The organism is Streptomyces longispororuber, assembly GCF_024448165.1.
Taxonomy (GTDB): domain Bacteria; phylum Actinomycetota; class Actinomycetes; order Streptomycetales; family Streptomycetaceae; genus Streptomyces; species Streptomyces longispororuber_A.
The window spans coordinates 12468-31209 of sequence record NZ_JAMOLN010000021.1 but is presented as its reverse complement, the minus strand read 5'-3'; the positions used below and the strand labels follow the sequence as shown (position 1 = coordinate 31209).

Genomic DNA, 18742 nt, shown 5'->3' with positions numbered 1-18742 from the left:
GCGTACGGCAGCATGTGGGCATGACCACCACCAGCGCCCGTCCCGCCGCCGACGTCCTCGCCGCCTTCGAGAACGCCAAGGGGTTCATGCCCCTCGGCGAGGGCCTCGCGCTGTACGCCGCCGCGGTCGAGGCCGCGGCGCTCGGGCTGCCGCTCCTGGAGGTCGGCACGTACTGCGGCCGCTCGACGATCCTGCTCGCCGACGCCGCCCGGGCCGCCGGGGTCACGGCCCTGACCGTGGACCACCACCGCGGCAGCGAGGAGCAGCAGCCGGGCTGGGACTTCCACGACCCGGAGACGGTCGACCCGGTCGTCGGCCGGATGGACACCCTGCCCACCTTCCGGCGCACGCTGCACGCGGCGGGCCTGGAGGACCACGTGGTGGCGCTGGTCGGAAAGTCCCCGCAGGTCGCCAAGGCGTGGGGCGGCAGGCTCGGCCTCGTCTTCATCGACGGCGGGCACACCGACGAGCACGCCACCGCCGACTACGAGGGCTGGGCCCCGCACGTCGCCGACGGCGGTCTGCTCCTCATCCACGACGTGTTCCCCGTCAAGCACGACGAGTGGACGGGACAGGCCCCGTACCGCGTGTACCAGCGGGCACTCGCGTCCGGGGCGTTCACCGAGGTCTCGGTGTGCGACTCGTTGCGCGTCCTGCGCCGAACGGGCGCGGGGATCTGAGGGCGCGGTTAGGCTCGCCTGGTGTCGTACGACGGTCCGGATCCCGATGGCTTTGATGACTACTACAACAACCTCCCCGCGAACTCCGGGGGCACGTCCCGTCTGAACTGGCGGCCGATGCTGATCGCCTTCGCCGCGCTCGTCCCGACGGCGCTCGCCGCGTGGCTGATCTGGCAGGTCGTGAGCGGTCCGGCCGAGAGCGAGCCGCCGAAGGTGCTGCCGGCCCCCGGCCAGTCGTCGACGTCGTCGGCCGGGTCGCCGTCGGACGCCAAGGAGTCGAGCGCGTCGGCATCACCGTCGAAGTCGTCCGCGTCCCCGTCGCCGTCGAAGTCCGCGCCGAAGAAGTCGTCGAAGCCCGCGGGGGGCGGCTCGGGACCGCTCGCGGGCAAGGTCGTCGTCATCGACCCGGGTCACAATCCGGGTAACTTTCGGCACCCGGCCGATATCAATCGCAGCGTGAACGTGGGCAACGGCTCCAAGGAGTGCGACACCACCGGGACGTCCACCAACGCCGGTTACACGGAAGCCCAGTTCACCCTGGACGTGGCGCGCCGCATGAAGGTCATCCTCGAACAGCAGGGCGCCACCGTGCAGTTGACGCAGAACGGTGACCGGGCCTGGGGCCCCTGCGTCGACGAGCGGGCCCGGATCGGGAACAACGCCAAGGCTGATGCCGTGGTCTCGGTCCACGCGGACGGTTCCGCCGCGGGCAACCGCGGCTTCCATGTGATCCTTCCCGCATCCGTGCACGCGGGCGCCGCGGACACCCGTCCGATCGTCGCCTCCTCGCGCGACCTCGGCGAGCGGGTCGCGGGCAAGTTCCTCCAGGTCACGGGGCAGCCCCCGTCGAACTACATCGGTGGCGGCACCGGTCTGGACACCCGCAGTGACCTGGGCGGACTCAATCTGTCGAAGGTTCCCAAGGTCTTCGTCGAATGTGGCAACATGCGGGACTCCCAGGACGCGGGCCGGCTGACCTCCGGCTCCTGGCGGCAGAAGGCGGCTCAGGGCCTGTCTGAGGGAATCGTGAGTTTCCTGCGCGGGTGACCGTCACGCTATGGATCTCGGCAGACACCTCCAGTCGGCGGACGATAGTGTCCTCCGTACGATGAGGGGCCACCCCCGTGCTTGGCGCCGCCTCCTCCGAAGACGAGACGACTGAGAAGGACCTGAAGTGAATATCCGCTCCCTCACTCGAGGCGACGGCGTGGTGATCGGAGCAGCGGTGTTGCTGTTCATCGCCTCGTTCCTCGATATCTACTCCGCCGACGACGCTCCGGACAGCGTCGATTTCCCGAACGCCTGGGAAAGCGGCCCGATCCTGATGAGCGTCGTCCTCTCGGGGATCATCGGAGCCGTACTCATCGTGGTGGCCCGCGGCCTGCCGCAGCCGCGCAAGGTCGCCGGTCTCGACCTCGGCCAGTTCGGCGTCGCCGCCACGGTGTTCGCCGCCTGGGGCGCGCTCGCCAACATCTTCGACCCGTTCAGCGGCGTCAACAACCTCGGCGGATCCAGCGACTCCGGCGTCGACGCCGGCATCGGCCTCATCCTCGCCCTCATCGCCACGCTGGTCATGGCCGCCGCGGCCGTCGCCACCCCCCTGGTCCCCGCCCTCAAGGCGGCCCTCGTCGGTGCGCCGCGTCCGCAGCAGCCGCAGCCGTACGGCGGGCAGCCGCAGGGTGGTTACGGGTACCCGGGCGCCCAGCAGCCCGGCCCCGGCCAGCCGTACGGTGCCCAGCCCGGTCACCCCGGCCAGCCCGGCCCGGGCCAGCCCTACGGCGGTCAGCCGCAGCAGGGCGCCGCTCCGGCGCCGCAGCAGCCGTCGCAGGGCGGGCAGCCGGGTGCGGCGGACTTCTCGCCGTTCTGGTTCGCCGTGCCGGTGCCGCGCCCGCTGTACGCGGAGGACGGCTCGCCGTCGCCGATCGCCGAACTGGCTCCCGGCACCTGGTACTTGGCCGTCGAGCAGCGCGGTCCCGGCCTGGTCGCCCAGACGCAGGACGGCCGTCGCGGCGTCCTCCAGGACACCACCGGCATCCAGCGCGGCTGACGCGCCCGCCGGCCGTAGCGGCCCCTCGCCCGTCTTCCGGGCGAGGGGCCTTTCGCGTACAGTCCCCGGGAAGCAGACCTGACGCACCGTCAGATGACCTGGAGGGGCGCGCATGCGGCTAGGAATCGCACTCGGCTACTGGGGGCGCGGCCCGAACCCGGACCACCTCCAACTGGTGCGCGATGCGGAGGAGTTGGGGTACGACTCGGTCTGGACCGCGGAATCGTGGGGCAGCGACGCGTTCACCCCGCTCACCTGGTTCGCCGCGCACACGTCCCGGATCCGGCTGGGCACGGCCATCGCGCAGATGGCCGCCCGCTCCCCCACCACGACCGCGATGCACGCGCTCACCCTCGACCACCTCTCCGGCGGGCGGATGATGCTCGGGCTGGGGCTGTCGGGGCCGCAGGTCGTCGAGGGCTGGTACGGGCGGCCGTTCCCGAAGTCGCCGCTGACGGCCACCCGCGAGTACGTCGACGTCGTGCGGCAGGTGCTGCGCCGCGAGGGGCCCGTCGAGGTCGAGGGCCGGTTCCACGCCCATCCGTACCGGGGCGAGGACGGCACCGGGCTCGGCAAGGCGCTGAAGCCGATCACCCACCCCCTGCGGGCCGATCTGCCGCTGCTGCTCGGCGCCGAGGGGCCGAAGAACATCGCGCAGACCACGCGGATCGCCGACGGCTGGCTGCCCCTGTACTGGTCGCCGACCCGCACGGACGTCTACGAGGCGTCCCTCACCGGTCTTCGCGACGACTTCATGATCGCGCCGATGGCCCGCGCCAAGGTCTGCGACGACGTCGCCGAGGGGCTGCTGCCCGTCAAGGCGATGCTCGGCTTCTACATCGGCGGCATGGGGCACGCGACCCGCAACTTCCACGCCGATCTGATGGCGCGGATGGGGTACGAGGCCGAGGCGCGGCGCATTCAGGAGCTGTTCGCCGAGGGGCGGCGCGAGGAGGCGGTGCTCGCCGTGCCGGACGCCTTCGCCGACGAGATCTCGCTCGTCGGCCCGCGGCAGCGGATCGCCGAGCGTCTCGAACTGTGGCGCAAGGGGCCGGTGACGGACCTGCTCGTCCTGTCGCCCGACCCCCACACCCTCAAGGTGCTGGCCGAGCTCAACTCGTGAGCCGGTCCGCCCGTCTCAGCGGAATATGGCCACCGCGTCCAGCGTGAGTTCACCCGCCGCCGGATTCCAGGCGCGCACCTTGCCGAGGCAGCGCGCCCGGAACTCGCCCGTGTAGTAGTCCTCGTTCTTCAGCTCCTCCGCGATGCCCTCCTTGAAGCAGGTGACCTTGACCTTCGCCCCGGAGTCCCGGCCGCCGTAGGGGGCGTACAGGATGACGTCGTGGCCGGGCGTCTCGGTGGCGGTGAAACGGCCGGTGACCGAGACGAACTCGGTGGTCACCCTGGACAGGGGAACCGGCGACCCGGCGCCCGCCTGCCCCTCCTCGGCGTCCTCGGTGAGCACGTGCGCGAGGCGCCGGGTGGGGGTCAGCCGGCCGGTGGTCAGATCCACGTCGACGACGTTGTCCTCCTTGCGCAGGGTGTCCATCAGCAGCCGGATGACCGTGATGGGCGTGATCTCCTTCAGATACGTGGTGAGCGTCTCCCGCGTCGTGGACCCCTCCAACTGGCCGTCCACAATCGGCGACTTGGCCTTGGCGCCGATGCCGCGACTGGTCTTCGTCGACTCGGCGACCTCCTGTTCCATCGCGGCCAGGAAGCCGCTGGACTTGTAGAGGTTCATGATGCGCTGCTCGTGGAGGTAGAAGCACAGGCCAGGAATGGTGCCCCGGTTCGGGACCCGGCCGCGGCGAGCGCCGAGCGCGCGGGCCGCCGCGTACCGGACGACGACCAGGCAGAGCGCGGCGGTCACGCACCACAGGGCCATCTCCGGCCAGAGCCAGAGGCTCCACCACGTACGGTCAAAGACACCCACGGATCTCCTTGAAGGCGTCGGAGAGGGAGGAGGACGGGGCGGCGGCGACGGTGCGGCCGCCGGTGTCCCGGGCCGCGCGGCGCAGTGCCGCCGTGTCGGCCTCGCCGATCGGGACGGGGTACGTCGGTGTGCGGGGCTGCCCGGCGGCGCGGGCCGTGAACTCGGCATAGCTGATGCCCGCGTTGTTGGCGCCGTCCGTCATCAGGACGATCGCGACGGGACGGCCGGGGTCCTCGGCGAGGGAGCGGGCCGCGACGGCGCGGCCGTGGTCCAGGGCCGACCAGACGGCCGTGGCGTTCGCGAAGTCGCCGCGCGCCACGAGGGAGTTGAGCGCGTCCAGGTCCCGCTGCCCGCGGACCGTGACCGTGCGTTCGTCGAGCACCTCGCCGCCGAACCGCACCACGGTGATCCGCTCGCCCCGGTAGAAGCGGGCGAACTTGCCGGTGGCCGTCCGGTCGGCGCCGCTGAGTCCGGCGAACGCGGAGCGCAGTGCGGCGATCCGCGTGCCGCGCATGGACGTGGAGAAGTCCAGCAGGAAGACGACGTGGTCGGAGGTGGCGCCGCGGGCCGGGTCACCGTAGTCCGCGAGCAGCCGGTCGACGACGGAGCGCCGGTCGGGGTAGGACAGGGCGTTGCCGATCGGCGCCCGCAGTTCGCGCACGCGCGGCAGGTCCTGGCCGGCCGGGCGGCGCCACGTGATCCGCATCAGCCGCTGCTGCGCGTCGGCGCCGAGCAGCCAGTCGACGACCTTGCGGTAGGCGTCGTGGCGGTCCGGGTCGAGCAGCAGCAGCGGGAAGTCGGACAGGACCGTGCCGTCCTCGGGCCGGACGATGGTCAGCGGGTGTGCGAGGCGGCCGCCGGCGTTGAGGGCGAGCAGTTCGTTCTCGTGGGCGATCAGCGCGTCGGCGCGGTCGGGCCGGCGGACGTAGGCGTCGATCAGGTCGGCGGTCGTGGGTCCCGTCAGCACCTGGCCCGACTTGAAACCGCGCAGCCGGTCGCAGGACACGTCCTGGACGCGCAGGGCGTCGCCGGTGCCGGCCGCCGCGGTGGCGACGCCGACGAGGGCGGCGCGGCCGGTGTCGCTGCGCCGGGGGTCCGGCATCCCGAAGCGGAGCGCGCCGTCGGCGGCGGCGTCGGCGAGGTCCGCCCAGGTCGGACGGCCACCGGCGGCGCGGGCCCGCAGTCTGCCGGCGGCATCGGCGTCGAGGCCGACGACGACCGGTGAGCGCATGATCGTGGTGGACTCGGGACGGGCGCCGCCCTGCCGGGCCGCCTGGAGAGCGAGCAGGAAGGAGCGGTCGGAGGCGGGCCACGCCAGATCGTAGGAGGCACGGTCGGTGAGGTCGGGGGTGGCGGTGTAGTCGATGTCCAGGGTGACACCGGTGTCGTGCGCGAGGTCCTTCAACAGGGGCCGCACATCGGCGAGTTCGGGCCCGGCAAGGACCCTCAGGGTCACCTTGTCCCGGCCGCCGGAGCAGCCGCCCGCCGCCAGTACGGCGCACGCCAGGAGGAGCATGCAGACGGCGAGCGGACCGTTCCTGCCCCGCGGCGGCCGCGTCCCGCTCACTCCTGTGTCTCCTTCTGTACGAGCGGGCAGTTGCCGACCCGGTTGATGATGCGCTCCAGGCTGTCGAGGTCGGGGGCGTCGACCTTGGTCCGGTCGGGATTCGGCGTGGGGACCTGTATGCCGCGCGAGCGCAGGTAGTCGTTGAGCTGCGCGCTGGTGCCGTCCTCGCCGGAGAAGCGGACGCGGAAGCCCAGCTCGATGGCGCGGCGGCGCAGTTCGGGGTCGCTCTCCATGAGGTCGGTGAGCTCGTTCCCCCTGTCGTCGATCGCGATCAGCTCGGGCTCGGTGAGGGCCTGCGGCGTGGGGTAGAGCAGCACCCGGCTGGTGTCCTGCTCGTGGTGCCGGCGCTGGTGGGCGACCTGGTGGGCCAGGTACTGGTGCTCGTAGATGACGGAGACCGGCGCGATGTTCTCGCCCTCGTCGGAGAAGTAGCTGTCGGCCTGCTCGTCGGCTGCCATGCCCTGGAGGTTGATGAGGGGCTTGATGTCGTCGGCGACGGCGAGGACCGGGTCACCGGCCGCCTCGGGGCGGGTGCGGGGCTGGGTGCCGGGGGCCTGGTTCCCGTTGCGGACGAAGGCGACGAGGCTGAGGTAGGTGCCCGCCGCGTTGGACTCGCAGACGCTGGAGGTGCGCACCAGGACGCGGCCGCTGTTGCTGCGGCCGCGGGCCACCTGGTCGTAGCCGATGTCGTTCCAGGTCCTGCGGGCCTCGATCCGTTCGAGGAACGCGTCCATGCGCAGGTCGTAGTAGAGCGTGGGCCCGCCGCCCGGTGCCTTCTGCGGTGTCGCGACCCCGGCGCGCACGAGGGTCTGCGCGTAGTCCCGGAAGGTGCCGAGCACGAGCGGTGTCACGAACGGCCGGGCGCTGCGCACGGAGCGCTGCTCGCGCGCCATGACCAGCTTCGCCGCGGGCTGCCCCGACGGGAACACCACGTCCATGCCCTCGAAGGACTGCTCGGCGATGCCGCGCGAGCCGAGCCGGTGGATGTCGACGCGGATGCCGTGCTTCAGCAGCAGGCGCTGGACCTCGGGGTCCTTGAAGTAGTCGGACTTGGAGGCCATCTTGGCGTCGATGACGTCGATGCGGTCGAAGGGCCGCAGCGCGTTGCCGGTGACCGTGAGTGCGACGAGGCCGGCGACGGCCAGCGGCGCGGCCACGAGGACGTGCCACGGGTGACGTCGCCGGCCTCCGCGCGCACGCGTGGCGAGCCGGGGCTCCGTGACGGTGGTGGGCGGTGCTGTGTCGTGGTCGGCCACCGGACTCTCCTGCCTCTCCCGGGGCCAGGATCATCAGGTACCACAGCGAACGGCGTGCGGCGGAGCGGCGAACTCCACGCGAACCGCCCGTCACGGACTGCGGTGAACTCCCGTCAGGAACCCGCGAGTTGGGAAGCCGACGGCACCTTGTCGGTCACCGTGGCGCCGGCGCTCTTCCCGGCGTCCTTGACGTTGTTGATGATGTCGTCGAACGACGAGGAGACCGAGTCGACGCCGTCGCCCTTGCGCAGCTTGCCCGGCAGGTCCTTCAGGGACTCGATGCCGGCCGCGAGCGGTGCGACCGCCTTGGAGAGCGTCGGGTCGCCCTCGGCGTTCTTCACGGCGGCCTTCAGCCGGTTGTACGTGAAGGCGCCCGCGACACCGGCCTTGATCAGGGCGAACTTACGGCCGTCGGCGCCGTTCTTGAACTTGCCCGCGCGCCACGGCTTCACGATCCACTGGTAACTGGCCCCGGCCGCGAGCCCGGCGTTCGCCACGAACCGGGTCTTGGCGAACTTCTGCCGCTCGGCGGAGCTGGTCGCCGTCGGGCTGGCGGCCGCGTCGCTGTCGTCTCCGCCGCACGCCGTGGTTCCGGCGAGCAGGGCGCCGCACAGGAGGACGGCCACGACCATGCGGCGTACGGGCTGGGCGAAACTGGGCACCACGGGTACCTCCGGGGCGGCTGGGGCTGCACTTCCCGCAGCGTCACCCGAGGTCGGGCGCTGCGCCACCCGGGCGAGCCCGTCCGTGTTTCCCGGGCGAAATCCGGGACAACCGAAAAGCATGTCTCCGAACCGGCACTACAGAGGCACCAACGAAGCAGCCCGCGTCATCATGATCGTCGCGGACGTCCTGGCCGTGATCCTCGGACTGTGGATCCTGATGTACCTCCTGGACGCGAACCGGGGCAACGACCTCGTGCAGTTCGTCCACGACGCGGCGAGCTGGCTGGCCGGCTGGTCCCACGACCTCTTCACGTTCGACGAGGCGTGGGCGCGGGTGGTCGCCGGCTACGGGCTCGCGGCCGTGGTCTACCTGTTCGTCGGGCACGCCGTGGCGAACAGGATGCGCCGCTACTGAGCCACTACTGAGCAGGGTCAGACGCAACAGTCCGGTTCGACGCCGGACGGGAGCAGCTCCCCGCCGAACACCTGGCACGTCGCGTCGTCCCCGCCGAGGGCCGCCACGGCGAGCAGCACCGACCCCGCGGTCCACGTCGTGAGTTCCTCGGGCCACACGGCCCGGTCCTCGAAGACGTAGCCGGTCCAGTAGAGACCGGTCCGCGGGTCCCGCAGATGCTGGATGTCCTGGAGGATCGTGAGGGCCCGGTCGGACTCGCCCATCGCCCAGAGGGCGAGGGCGAGTTCGGCGCTCTCACCGCCCGTCACCCACGGGTTGGGCACGACGCAGCGCACCCCGAGCCCGGGCACGACGAACTTCTCCCAGTCGGCCTCGATCCGGTCCCTCGCCTCGGCGCCGCGCAGCGCGCCGCCGAGCACCGGGTAGTACCAGTCCATCGAGTAGCGGTTCTTGTCGAGGAACCGCTCGGGGTGGCGCCGAATGGCGTGGCCCAGCGCGCCGAGCGCCAACTCCCAGTCGGGCTGCGGGGATTCCACCGCGTCGGCGATGGCGAGGGCGCAGCCCAGCGCGTGGTGGATCGACGAACTGCCGGTCAGGAGCGCGTCATCGACGGGCGTCCCGTCCGTCTCGCGCTTCCAGCCGATCTGGCCGCCGGGCTGCTGCAGCCCGAGCACCCACTCGACGGCCGACCGCACCGTCGGCCACATCCGGTCGAGGAACGCCTCGTCCCCCGTCGACAGATAGTGGTGCCAGACGCCCACGGCGACGTACGCGACGAAGTTGGACTCGCGGCCGCGGTCCGTGACGTCGCCGGCGTCGCCGTCCTGGTAGGCGGCGTACCAGGACCCGTCGTCGTTCTGGTGCCGGCCGAGCCAGTCGTAGGCGCGCTCGGCGGCCTCGTGCTCGCCGGCCACGTCGAGCGCCATCGCGGCCTCGGTGTGGTCCCACGGGTCGAGGTGGTGGCCGCGGAACCAGGGTATGGCTCCGTCGGAGCGCTGCACGGCGAGCAGCCCGCGGATCGTGTGCGCGGCCTGATCGGCCGTCAGGACACCTGGGAGGACGAGGAGTTCGGTCCGCTCCGGACTGCTCACGCAGCGGCCCCGCTGGCATCCTTCTTCGGCAGGTTCGGCAGGTTCGGCAGGTGCGGCTTCGTGGCGTAGGCGACGAAGCTCTTGCCGACGACCGGGTTGAGCAGCTGCTCGGCGACCCGCGTCAGGGCGGGCTTCTTCATGATGTCCCAGACCAGGAGCTTGTGGTACGCCTTGACCGGCAGCGCCTTGTCGTTGTCGACGCCGAACGCGCACTTGAGCCACCAGTACGGCGAGTGCAGCGCGTGGGCGTGGTGGGTGCCGTACGGCTTGAGGCCCGCCTCGCGCATCCGGCCGAGCAGCTCGTCGGCCTTGTAGATGCGGATGTGGCCGCCCTCGACCTCGTGGTACGCGTCGGAGAGCGCCCAGCAGACCTTCTCGGGTCCGTAGCGCGGGACGGTGACGGCGATGCGGCCGCCCGGCTTGAGGACGCGCACCATCTCGGCGAGCACACCCTTGTCGTCGGGGATGTGCTCCATCACCTCACTGATGATGACGACGTCGAACGACTCGTCGGGGAAGGGGAGTTGGAGCGCGTCGCCCTCCATGGCCGTCGCGGTGGCGCCCGCGGGGGCCTCGCCGGCCTCCTTCATGGCGGCGAACCACTTGGCGACCTCGGCGATCTCCTCGGCGTTCTGGTCGAGCGCGACGACCTGCGCCCCGCGCCGGTAGCACTCGAAGGCGTGCCGTCCGGCCCCGCACCCGAGATCGAGTACGCGGTCGCCCGCGGCGAGCGGGAAGCGGGTGAAGTCGACGGTCAGCACGTGGCCCTGCTTTCCTGAGCGGTTTCCTGGTGAGGTCGTACGGAGGTGGGGGCGGCGGAGCGCCGCGGTGCGACGTCCATGGCCGCGCGGTACAGCTCGGCGGTGCCCTGGGCCGCCCGCGCCCACGTGAAGCGCTCCAGGACCCGGGCGCGGCCCGCGGCGCCGAGTACGGCCCGCAGGCCGGGGTCACCGAGGAGCCGGTTCAGGCCAGCGGCGAGGGCGCCCGCGTCACCGGTCGGCACGGCCAGGCAGGTCTCCCCGTCGGGCCCGGCGACCTCGGGGATCGCGCCGCCGGTGGTGGCGACGAGCGGGGTGCCGGTGGCCATGGCCTCGGCGGCGGGCAACGAGAAGCCTTCGTAGAGGGAGGGCACGCACGCGACCTGCGCGGACCGCACCAGGTCGACGAGCTCCTGGTCGGTGATGCCCTTGACGAACCGGATGGCGCCTTCCAGGCCGTACCGCTCGATGGCCGCGGCGACCGGGCCGTCCTCGGCGCGCTTGCCGACGACGACGAGGTGCGCGTCCGGGTGCTCGGCCCGCACCTTGGCGAGCGCCTCGACGAGGAAGACGAGTCCCTTGAGGGGGACGTCGGCGCTGGACGTCGTCACGATCCGGCCGGGCACCTCCGCCACGGCGGGATCCGGCGAGAAGAGGTCGGTGTCGGCGCCGATGTGGACGACGCTGATCCGGTCCCGGCGCACTCCGAGGTGGTCGACGATCTCGTCGCGCGAGGTGCCGGAGACGGTGAGCACGGACGGCAGCCGGCGCGCGACGCGCTTCTGCATCCGCGTGAACGCGTACCAGCGGCGCTTGGACATCCGCTGCTGCCAGTTCTCGGCGGCGTCCAGCTCCAGCTGCCGGTCCACCGTGATGGGGTGGTGGATGGTGGTGACGAGGGGTGCGCCCAGTGCGTCGGGGCCGCCCAGCAGCCCGTACCCGAGCGTCTGGTTGTCGTGCACGACATCGAACTGGCCGCGCCGGGCGCGCAGATGGCGGCGGGCGCGCAGCGAGAACGTCAGCGGCTCCGGGAATCCGCCGGTCCACATCGTCCCGACTTCCAGCGCGTCGATCCAGTCGCGGTACTCGTCGCGCTTCGGGGTGCGGAAGGGGTCGGGGCTGCGGTACAGGTCGAGGCTGGGCAGCTCGGTGAGCGAGAGCCCCGCCAGCTCCTCCCCCTCGTCGAGCACGGGGTACGGCTGGGCGCCGATGACCTCCACGCGGTGCCCGAGACGGGCCAGCTCACGGGAGAGGTGCCGTACGTACACGCCTTGGCCACCGCAGAACGGGTTGCCCTTGTACGTGAGGAGAGCGATGCGCAACGACTCCGCGGTCACTCCAGGCCACCCTTCTCTCCTGCTTGCCCGTGGACATCCCTGCCTGCCCGTGGACACTACGTGGGGACGCTAATCTAGAACAAGTTTCAGACTTGATCGTTCAATGAGGATCGAATCTACCGGCAGGTAGCCAGCCTGTGACAGGTGGATCAGGTGATTCACGCCACGGCTGGGACGACGGGACACGGAAGCGAACAGATGACTGCTCCGGACGCGAGAAACTCCTCCGCCCTCGACACCCCGCCGCTCACCGAGCGGCAGGAGGCCAGGCGCCGCCGGATCCTGCACGCGAGCGCCCAGCTCGCGGCGCGCGGCGGCTTCGACGCGGTGCAGATGCGGGAGGTCGCGGAGTCGTCCCAGGTCGCCCTCGGCACGCTGTACCGCTACTTCCCGAGCAAGGTGCACCTCCTGGTCGCCACCATGCAGGACCAGCTCCAGCACATGCACACCACGGTCCGCAAGCGCCCGCCGTCCGCCGCCTCCCCCGCCGAGCGGGTCGCCGAGACGCTGATGCGCGCCTTCCGCGCCCTGCAGCGCGAGCCGCACCTCGCGGACGCCATGGTGCGCGCCCTGACGTTCGCGGACCGCAGCGTCAGCCCCGAGGTCGACCAGGTCTCCCGGCAGACGACGGCGATCATCCTGGACGCGATGGAGCTGGACAGCCCGACGCCCGAGCAGCTCTCGGCCGTCCGGGTCATCGAGCACACCTGGCACTCGGCCCTGATCACCTGGCTCTCGGGCCGGGCGTCGATCGCACAGGTGAAGATCGACATCGAAACGGTCTGCCGCCTGATCGACCTCACAGCCCCCGAATCGGGCAAACAGGGCCCCTCCGGCGATTGAGGAGCGGGGCCCGGGGCAGAGCCCCGCGACCGCGCACCGTCGCAGCGTGACCTCAGTCCTCCGGCGGAAAGACAACCTCCCCCGAATCGGCCAGCGCCAGCGTGATCGCCTCGACGGGGCACCCCTCCGCCGCCGCGAGGACCTTCTCGTTGGCGTCGACGTCCGGCTCGTCCGGGTGGGACTGCCGGGCCGAGTCGAGGCGGAACGCACCGGGCGCGTGGTTCACGCACATGCCCGACCCGATGCACACGCTCCGGTCGACCTCCACGTGCCACCGGTCGCCCATGCTCAGCCCTCCCAACCGGCCGGCAGGTGGATCATCTTGTGCTCCAGGTACGCGCTGAAGCCCTCGGGCCCGAACTCCCGGCCCACGCCGCTGTTCTTGTAGCCGCCGAAGGGGCCGAGCATGTCGAGGCTGAAGGTGTTCACGTTGTAGGTGCCGGTGCGCACCTGCCGGGCGACGTCGATGCCGTGCGCGACGTCGGCGGTCCAGACGCTGCCGCTGAGCCCGTAGTCGGAGTCGTTGGCGATCTTCAGGGCCTCGGTCTCGTCCCCGTACGGGAGCAGGCAGATGACCGGGCCGAAGATCTCCTCGCGGGCGATCCGCATGGTGTTGGTGACGTCGCCGAAGAGGGTCGGCTCGACGTACCAGCCCTGCTCGTACCCCTTCGGCACGCCGCCGCCGGTGAGGATCTTGGCGCCCTCCTCCTGGCCGATGCGGATGTAGTCGAGGTTGCGCTGCTGCTGGCGCCGGGCGACGAGCGGGCCGACCTGGGTGGCGGGGTCGAGCGGGTCGCCGACGACGAGGGCGGAGGCGGCCGCGGTGAACGCCTCGGCGAACTCGTCGTAGCGGGAGCGGGGCAGCAGGATGCGGGTCTGGGCGACGCAGGCCTGGCCGTTGTTCATCCAGGCGGCCGGGACGACGCCCGCGACGGTCGACTCGACGTCCGCGTCCGGCAGTACGACGGCCGCCGACTTGCCGCCCAGTTCCAGGGTCACGCGCGTGAGGTTGCGGGCCGCCACCTCCATGACGCGCCTGCCCGCGCCGACGGAGCCGGTGAAGGAGATCTTGTCGATGCCCGGGTGCCCGACCAGGTACTCGCTGACCTCGCGGTCGGCGGGGAGGATGGAGAGCACGCCCTCCGGCAGCCCGGCCTCCTTGGCGATCTCGCCGAGGAGGTACGCGTCGAGCGGCGACTCGGGCGACGGCTTGAGGACGACGGTGCAGCCGGCCAGCAGCGCGGGCGCGAGCTTGGCGGCGGCGACGAACTGCGGGACGTTCCAGGGCACCACCGCCGCGACGACGCCGACCGGTTCGCGGCGCACGAGCAGCTTGCCGAGGGCGCCGTCGCGCGTCTCCTCGTACGTGAAGTCGCGCGCGACGTTGATCGCCGAGTCCCAGACCATCATCGCGCCGAGCGCCTGGGCGAGGACGGACCAGGAGTACGGGGAGCCGTTCTCCTGCGAGATGATCCTGGCGATCTCCTCGTGGCGGACGGCGACGGCGTCCTTGATCCGGGTGACGACGGCGATCCGCTCGTCGAGGGTCATCCGCGGCCAGGGGCCCTCGTCGAAGGCGCGGCGGGCCACGGCGACGGCCCGGTCGACGTCGGCGGGCGCGGCGTGCGGCACCCGCCCGAAGACCTCGCCGGTGTGCGGGGAGACGACCTCGATGACGTCCTTGCCGAGGGGATCGGTCAACTCCCCGCCGATGAACAGCTGTCCGTGTTCCACGAGCTCGGGCATGGTGACTTCCGCTTCCGTGAGGCGTCCTGCGTACGGTTTCTGACGGTGTCTCAGAACTGATACCAGTTCTAGTTGGGATGCGGAAGGGTGGGAAGGGGCGCGGCATAGGGTGCGGGGATGATTCCCGGGCCGATCCGCACCGAGCGCCTCACCCTGCTGCCGCTGGAGGTCGCGCACGCCGACGAGATGGCGGCCGTGCTCGCCGACCCCGCGCTCTACGTCTTCACCGGCGGCGAACCCCCGACGCCCGCAGCGCTGCGCGTCCGGTACGCCCGGCAGGTGGCGGGCCCGCCCGACCCCGGCACCGACTGGCTCAACTGGGTGGTGCGCGTGGCCACCACAGAGGACGCAGGGGACGTGAAAGGCCCGCTCGCCGGGTACGTCCAGGCCACGGTCACGGCGGGGCGATCGGCCGAGGTCGCCTGGGTCGTGGGGGTCGCCTGGCAGGGCCGGGGCATCGCGCGGGAGGCGGCGCTCGGCATGGCGCGGTGGCTGGCCGGGCACGGAACGAGGGAGCTCACCGCACACATCCACCCGGACCACCACGCGTCGGCGGCGGTGGCCCGCGCGCTCGGCCTGACGCCGGCCGGCACCCCCGACGCCGACGGGGAGGTGCCCTGGACCGGGCAGACGGTCGACTCGGGCGACCATTGAAACAAGTTCTACAAGTTCCATTACAGTGACGGGAGTTCGGCGCGACGTCAGGTGTCCAGGCGTCCAGGTGCCCTTGGCGACGGAGAGGCGGCCCGATGGCGAAGGCGACAGAGGCGACGCAGGTGTCCGATCACGGCGGTGGGGTGCAGAGCATCCGCGTGCCGATCCCCGACAACCCGCTCGGGTACACCCTCATCTACGTCCTCGACACCGACGCGGGCCCCGTCCTCGTCGACACCGGCTGGGACGACCCGACGTCCTGGGACACCCTCGCCGCCGGCCTGACGGCGTGCGGCACCTCGGTCACCGACCTCACGGGCGTCCTGATCACCCATCACCACCCCGACCACCACGGCCTGTCGGCGAAGGTGCGGGAGGCGTCCGGGGCGTGGATCGCGATGCACGAGGCCGACGCCGCGGTGGTACGGCGCACCCGGGAGAACGCCCCGGCCCGCTGGTACGCCTACATGGCGGCCAAGCTGACGGCGGCCGGCGCCCCCGACGAGCACGTCGCCCCGCTGCTCGCCGCCCGTGACGCGGGCCGCCCGCGCCGCCTGCCCGGCCTCGACCCGGCGCTGCCCGACCGCACCATCACCCCCGGCGACCTGCTCGACCTGCCGGGCCGCCGACTGCGCGCGATCTGGACGCCGGGCCACACCCCCGGCCACGTCTGCCTCCACCTCGAAGAGGACCACCCCGCCCGACTCGCGGGCAACGGCCGCCTGTTCAGTGGCGACCACGTGCTGCCCGGCATCACCCCGCACATCGGCCTGTACGAGGACCCCGACGACGCCACCGTCACCGACCCGCTCGGCGACTACCTCGACTCCCTGGAGCGCGTCGGCCGCCTCGCCCCCGCCGAGGTCCTCCCCGCACACCAGCACCCCTTCACCGACGCCCCGGCCCGCGTACAGGAGTTGCTCGACCACCACGAGTCCCGCCTCACCGACCTCCTCGGCCTGCTGGCGACGCCCCTCACGCCCTGGCAGCTCGCGGAACGGATGGAGTGGAACCGCCCCTGGGCCGACATCCCCTACGGCTCCCGGAACATCGCGGTCTCCGAGGCGGAGGCCCATCTGCGCAGGCTGGTGAAGTCGGGGCGGGCGGAGGCGGTGACCGGCAGCGATCCGGTGACGTACGCGGCGGTCTCCTGAGCGAGACTGCCGGGATGGGCAGACGGTTCGCGAAGGCCGGGGAGTTCACCGGGGTCGTACGGCAGGCGGTCGGGGCACGGGTCGTGGCGGCCGTGCGACTGCGCGGCGGCTCCCGGAAGGGGGTGTACCGCGTCACGCTGGACGACGGGGGCAGCGTCGTCGTGTACGTGTGGAGCGCCGAGGAGAACTACTGGGTGGGCAACGGCAGTTCGGCGGGCAACGCGGCCGGTCACGTGGACGGGATCGGGCACTTCGAGACCGCCCACCGACGGCTGTCGGCGGCCGGGGTGCGGGTCCCCCGGCTCCATCTCGCCGACCGGAGCCGCGCCCGGTACCCGGCGGACGTCGCCGTCCTGGAGGACGTGCCGGGCGAGAGCCTGGAAGGACTGATGGCGCGGGATCCCGCGCGGGCCAGGGGCGTGCTCGGGCGGCTCGGCGACGCGCTGCGGCTGATGGCCCTCGACCGCGGCCCCGGCCACTACGGGAGGCCCGCCGACCTCACCTCGGTCACTGCCCCCCAACCACCCTGCGAACAGGGCGTGTTGACCTCCGCCCTGCGCGACGTCGACGAGGCCGCCGCGCGGGAGCCACGGGCCGCGCGAGGGCGCGAGCTGCTCCGCGACGCGGTGCGCGAACTCGCCGGACGGGTGCGGCCCAGGACCGAGTACGGGCTCGTGCACGGCGAACTCGGGCCCGATCACGTCCTGGTGGACGGCGCCGGGACGCCCGTGCTCATCGACTTCGAGGACCTGCGGTACTTCGACGTCGAGCGGGAGCACGCCTTCCTGCACATCCGGTTCCACGAGGAGGCGCGCGGGCTGCGCGTGCCGGGGCTCGACGAGGACCGTCTCGACTTCTATCTGCTCGCCCACCGCATCTCGCTCGTCGCCGGTCCGCTGCGCCTGCTCGAAGGCGACTTTCCGTACCGCGACGCCATGCGCGGCATCGCCGAGCACAACCTCGCGGAAGCCCTTCGACACGGCCGGCGGATCTTTGCCGCGCGTAGATAGTCCGGGCGTCGGCGCAGGCGTATGGTCTGGGCTCTCAGGGCTCTCACGAGCCGGAACGACAAGGGGGCGGCCGCCGATGGCGCCGGACGAGGCTGTGGTCGGCTGTACGGGGAAGCTGGTCGTCGGCACGCGTGGGGCCGGTGGTCCGGGTGAGGTGCTGGTGCGGGTCAGGGGCGGGACCGAGACGTTTCTCGCGTACTCCGACGAGCCCCTGGACCGGGGCTCCACCGTGCTCGTGATCGAGTCCCGCGGGAGCCGGCAGGTCGTGGTCATGGCCTGGGCCGATCCCCTGCTCGCCGGTGACGAGGACGGCGCCCGCTAAGGAGACACCAGGGATGTTCGGATATCGCGTTCCCGCACCCGACGAGGCGATGCTGATCTCGGGCGGCAGGCGGGGACTTGGGGGAGCGCCGTTCCGCGTCGTCACCGGACACGGGAAGTTCGTCCTGCCCGTGTTCCGCAAGACCCGCTTCCTCTCGCTCGCCATGAGCGAGTCGGAGGTCGTCGAGAAGTGCGTCACCCGGCAGGGCATCGCGCTGACGGTGCGGGCCGTCATCGCGTTCAAGGTCGGCAACGACCACGAGTCGATCGTGAACGCCGGGCAGCGGTTCCTGTCCGACCAGGAGCAGATGTCCGTGCTCACCGGGCGGATCTTCGCCGGGCACCTGCGGTCGATCATCGGCTCGATGACGGTCGAGGAGATCGTCACCGAGCGGCAGAAGCTGGCCACGGAGGTCCTCGACACGTCGAAGGCCGAGATGGCGAAGATCGGGCTGCACGTCGACTCGCTGCAGATCCAGTCCATCGACGACGGCAGCACCGGATACATCGAGGCGATGTCCCGGCCGCACAAGGCCGCCATCCAGCGGCAGGCGCAGATCGCCCAGGCGCAGGCCACCCAGGCGGCGACGGAGGCGGAGCAGGCGGCGGCCCGCAAGCAGGCCGAGTACGCGCGGCAGACCGCGGTCGTGCAGGCCGAGTACAACGCCGAGATCGACCGGGCCAAGGCGCAGGCCGCGCAGGCCGGTCCGCTCGCCCAGGCGCACGCCCAGCAGGAGGTGCTCGCCGCCCAGACGGAACTCGCGCTGCGGCAGGCCGAGTTGCGGGAGAAGCAGCTGGTGGCGGAGATCGTGAAGCCGGCCCAGGCGGACGCCGAGCGGATCCGGGTACTGGCCCTGGCCGAGGCCGAGCGGATGAAGATCCAGGCGGAGGCGGCGGCGTCGTACGACCGGGTCGCGCTGGACCGGATGCTCATCGACCAGCTGCCGCAGATCGTGAAGGAGGCGTCGGCGGGTCTGGCCGGGGCCAATGTGAACGTGCTGAACGGGGCGGACGGGCTGGGCGAGATCGCGGCCGGTCTGGTCGGCCAGGGGCTCACGATCCTGGACTCGGTCCGCAAGAACCTGGGCGGCGAGAACGGGGACGTCGGCTCCGCCGTCGAGCGGTACGTGGGTGGGCGGCGAGCGGGCGAGGACGACGGGCCCGTCGACATCCGGTAGGCATCGGCGCCGTCGTGGGTCGGGGATGCGTCGGCCGGTGCGGCTCGCGTCGTGGCTGGTCGCGCAGTTCCCCGCGCCCCTGGC

General features: G+C 72.0%; 20 protein-coding genes. 11 read left to right on the top strand and 9 right to left on the bottom strand.

Annotated elements, in window-relative coordinates; genetic code table 11:
* Positions 1–20: 20 nt before the first annotated feature.
* The 4 genes from M4J07_RS08690 to M4J07_RS08675 all read left to right on the top strand — a co-directional run bounded on the left by M4J07_RS08690 (position 21) and on the right by M4J07_RS08675 (position 3850).
* Complete coding sequence (locus M4J07_RS08690; RefSeq protein WP_255969163.1) at positions 21–680, top strand: class I SAM-dependent methyltransferase; 660 nt, start codon at positions 21–23, stop codon at positions 678–680.
* 21 nt (positions 681–701) lie between these two features.
* Positions 702–1727, top strand: coding sequence for an N-acetylmuramoyl-L-alanine amidase (locus M4J07_RS08685; RefSeq protein ID WP_374215014.1), 1026 nt, complete (start codon positions 702–704; stop codon positions 1725–1727).
* A gap of 127 nt (positions 1728–1854) precedes the next feature.
* Positions 1855–2727, top strand: coding sequence for a DUF5336 domain-containing protein (locus tag M4J07_RS08680; protein ID WP_255969160.1), 873 nt, complete (start codon positions 1855–1857; stop codon positions 2725–2727).
* A 112-nt stretch (positions 2728–2839) separates the two neighbouring features.
* Positions 2840–3850: an LLM class F420-dependent oxidoreductase gene (locus M4J07_RS08675; protein ID WP_255969157.1), complete on the top strand. Its 1011-nt coding sequence runs from the start codon at positions 2840–2842 to the stop codon at positions 3848–3850.
* Between the two features lie 15 nt (positions 3851–3865).
* Here M4J07_RS08675 and M4J07_RS08670 read toward each other — a convergent pair whose 3' ends face one another.
* From M4J07_RS08670 to M4J07_RS08655, 4 genes are all read right to left on the bottom strand, one after another.
* Positions 3866–4663: a hypothetical protein gene (locus M4J07_RS08670; protein ID WP_255969154.1), complete on the bottom strand. Its 798-nt coding sequence runs from the start codon at positions 4661–4663 to the stop codon at positions 3866–3868.
* Entirely contained in the window at positions 4650–6230 is a 1581-nt protein-coding gene (locus M4J07_RS08665) for a vWA domain-containing protein (RefSeq protein WP_255969151.1), read from the bottom strand. The genes M4J07_RS08670 and M4J07_RS08665 overlap by 14 nt, the downstream gene beginning before the upstream one ends.
* On the bottom strand, positions 6227–7486 hold the full coding sequence (locus tag M4J07_RS08660; protein WP_255969148.1) for a hypothetical protein: 1260 nt from the start codon (positions 7484–7486) through the stop codon (positions 6227–6229). The genes M4J07_RS08665 and M4J07_RS08660 overlap by 4 nt, the downstream gene beginning before the upstream one ends.
* Before the next feature lie 113 nt (positions 7487–7599).
* The gene (locus M4J07_RS08655) at positions 7600–8118 is read right to left on the bottom strand and encodes a hypothetical protein (protein ID WP_255969250.1); all 519 of its coding nucleotides are present in this window, start codon (positions 8116–8118) and stop codon (positions 7600–7602) included.
* Positions 8119–8269: 151 nt separating this feature from the next.
* On the opposite strand from M4J07_RS08655, the gene M4J07_RS08650 reads away from it, so the two are divergent.
* A complete protein-coding gene (locus M4J07_RS08650; RefSeq protein WP_255969145.1) occupies positions 8270–8566 on the top strand; it encodes a hypothetical protein in 297 nt (98 codons plus the stop codon).
* Between the two features lie 17 nt (positions 8567–8583).
* On the opposite strand, the gene M4J07_RS08645 is transcribed toward M4J07_RS08650, so the two are convergent.
* From M4J07_RS08645 to M4J07_RS08635, 3 genes are read right to left on the bottom strand one after another with little or no spacing between them, the layout of a single operon-like run.
* Entirely contained in the window at positions 8584–9657 is a 1074-nt protein-coding gene (locus M4J07_RS08645) for a prenyltransferase (RefSeq protein ID WP_255969141.1), read from the bottom strand.
* Positions 9654–10418, bottom strand: coding sequence for a class I SAM-dependent methyltransferase (locus tag M4J07_RS08640; protein WP_255969139.1), 765 nt, complete (start codon positions 10416–10418; stop codon positions 9654–9656). Before M4J07_RS08640 ends, M4J07_RS08645 begins: the two co-directional genes overlap by 4 nt.
* Positions 10412–11752: a glycosyltransferase family 4 protein gene (locus tag M4J07_RS08635; protein WP_255969137.1), complete on the bottom strand. Its 1341-nt coding sequence runs from the start codon at positions 11750–11752 to the stop codon at positions 10412–10414. Before M4J07_RS08635 ends, M4J07_RS08640 begins: the two co-directional genes overlap by 7 nt.
* Before the next feature lie 198 nt (positions 11753–11950).
* Here M4J07_RS08635 and M4J07_RS08630 point away from each other — a divergent pair, with 198 nt between their 5' ends.
* Positions 11951–12595: a TetR family transcriptional regulator gene (locus M4J07_RS08630; protein WP_255969136.1), complete on the top strand. Its 645-nt coding sequence runs from the start codon at positions 11951–11953 to the stop codon at positions 12593–12595.
* A 52-nt stretch (positions 12596–12647) separates the two neighbouring features.
* Here M4J07_RS08630 and M4J07_RS08625 read toward each other — a convergent pair whose 3' ends face one another.
* A complete protein-coding gene (locus M4J07_RS08625; protein WP_255969134.1) occupies positions 12648–12881 on the bottom strand; it encodes a ferredoxin in 234 nt (77 codons plus the stop codon).
* Positions 12882–12883: 2 nt separating this feature from the next.
* On the bottom strand, positions 12884–14341 hold the full coding sequence (locus M4J07_RS08620; RefSeq protein WP_255969132.1) for an aldehyde dehydrogenase: 1458 nt from the start codon (positions 14339–14341) through the stop codon (positions 12884–12886).
* A 117-nt stretch (positions 14342–14458) separates the two neighbouring features.
* Between M4J07_RS08620 and M4J07_RS08615 the strand changes: the two genes are divergently transcribed.
* The 5 genes from M4J07_RS08615 to M4J07_RS08595 all read left to right on the top strand — a co-directional run bounded on the left by M4J07_RS08615 (position 14459) and on the right by M4J07_RS08595 (position 18658).
* Positions 14459–14995, top strand: coding sequence for a GNAT family N-acetyltransferase (locus M4J07_RS08615; protein ID WP_255969130.1), 537 nt, complete (start codon positions 14459–14461; stop codon positions 14993–14995).
* Positions 14996–15090: 95 nt separating this feature from the next.
* Positions 15091–16149 (top strand): MBL fold metallo-hydrolase, encoded by a 1059-nt coding sequence (locus tag M4J07_RS08610; protein ID WP_255969128.1) that lies wholly within the window; start codon positions 15091–15093, stop codon positions 16147–16149.
* A gap of 14 nt (positions 16150–16163) precedes the next feature.
* Entirely contained in the window at positions 16164–17159 is a 996-nt protein-coding gene (locus M4J07_RS08605) for a phosphotransferase family protein (RefSeq protein ID WP_255969126.1), read from the top strand.
* A gap of 76 nt (positions 17160–17235) precedes the next feature.
* Positions 17236–17481 (top strand): hypothetical protein, encoded by a 246-nt coding sequence (locus tag M4J07_RS08600; protein WP_255969123.1) that lies wholly within the window; start codon positions 17236–17238, stop codon positions 17479–17481.
* 13 nt (positions 17482–17494) lie between these two features.
* A complete protein-coding gene (locus M4J07_RS08595; RefSeq protein ID WP_255969120.1) occupies positions 17495–18658 on the top strand; it encodes a flotillin family protein in 1164 nt (387 codons plus the stop codon).
* Positions 18659–18742: the final 84 nt, after the last annotated feature.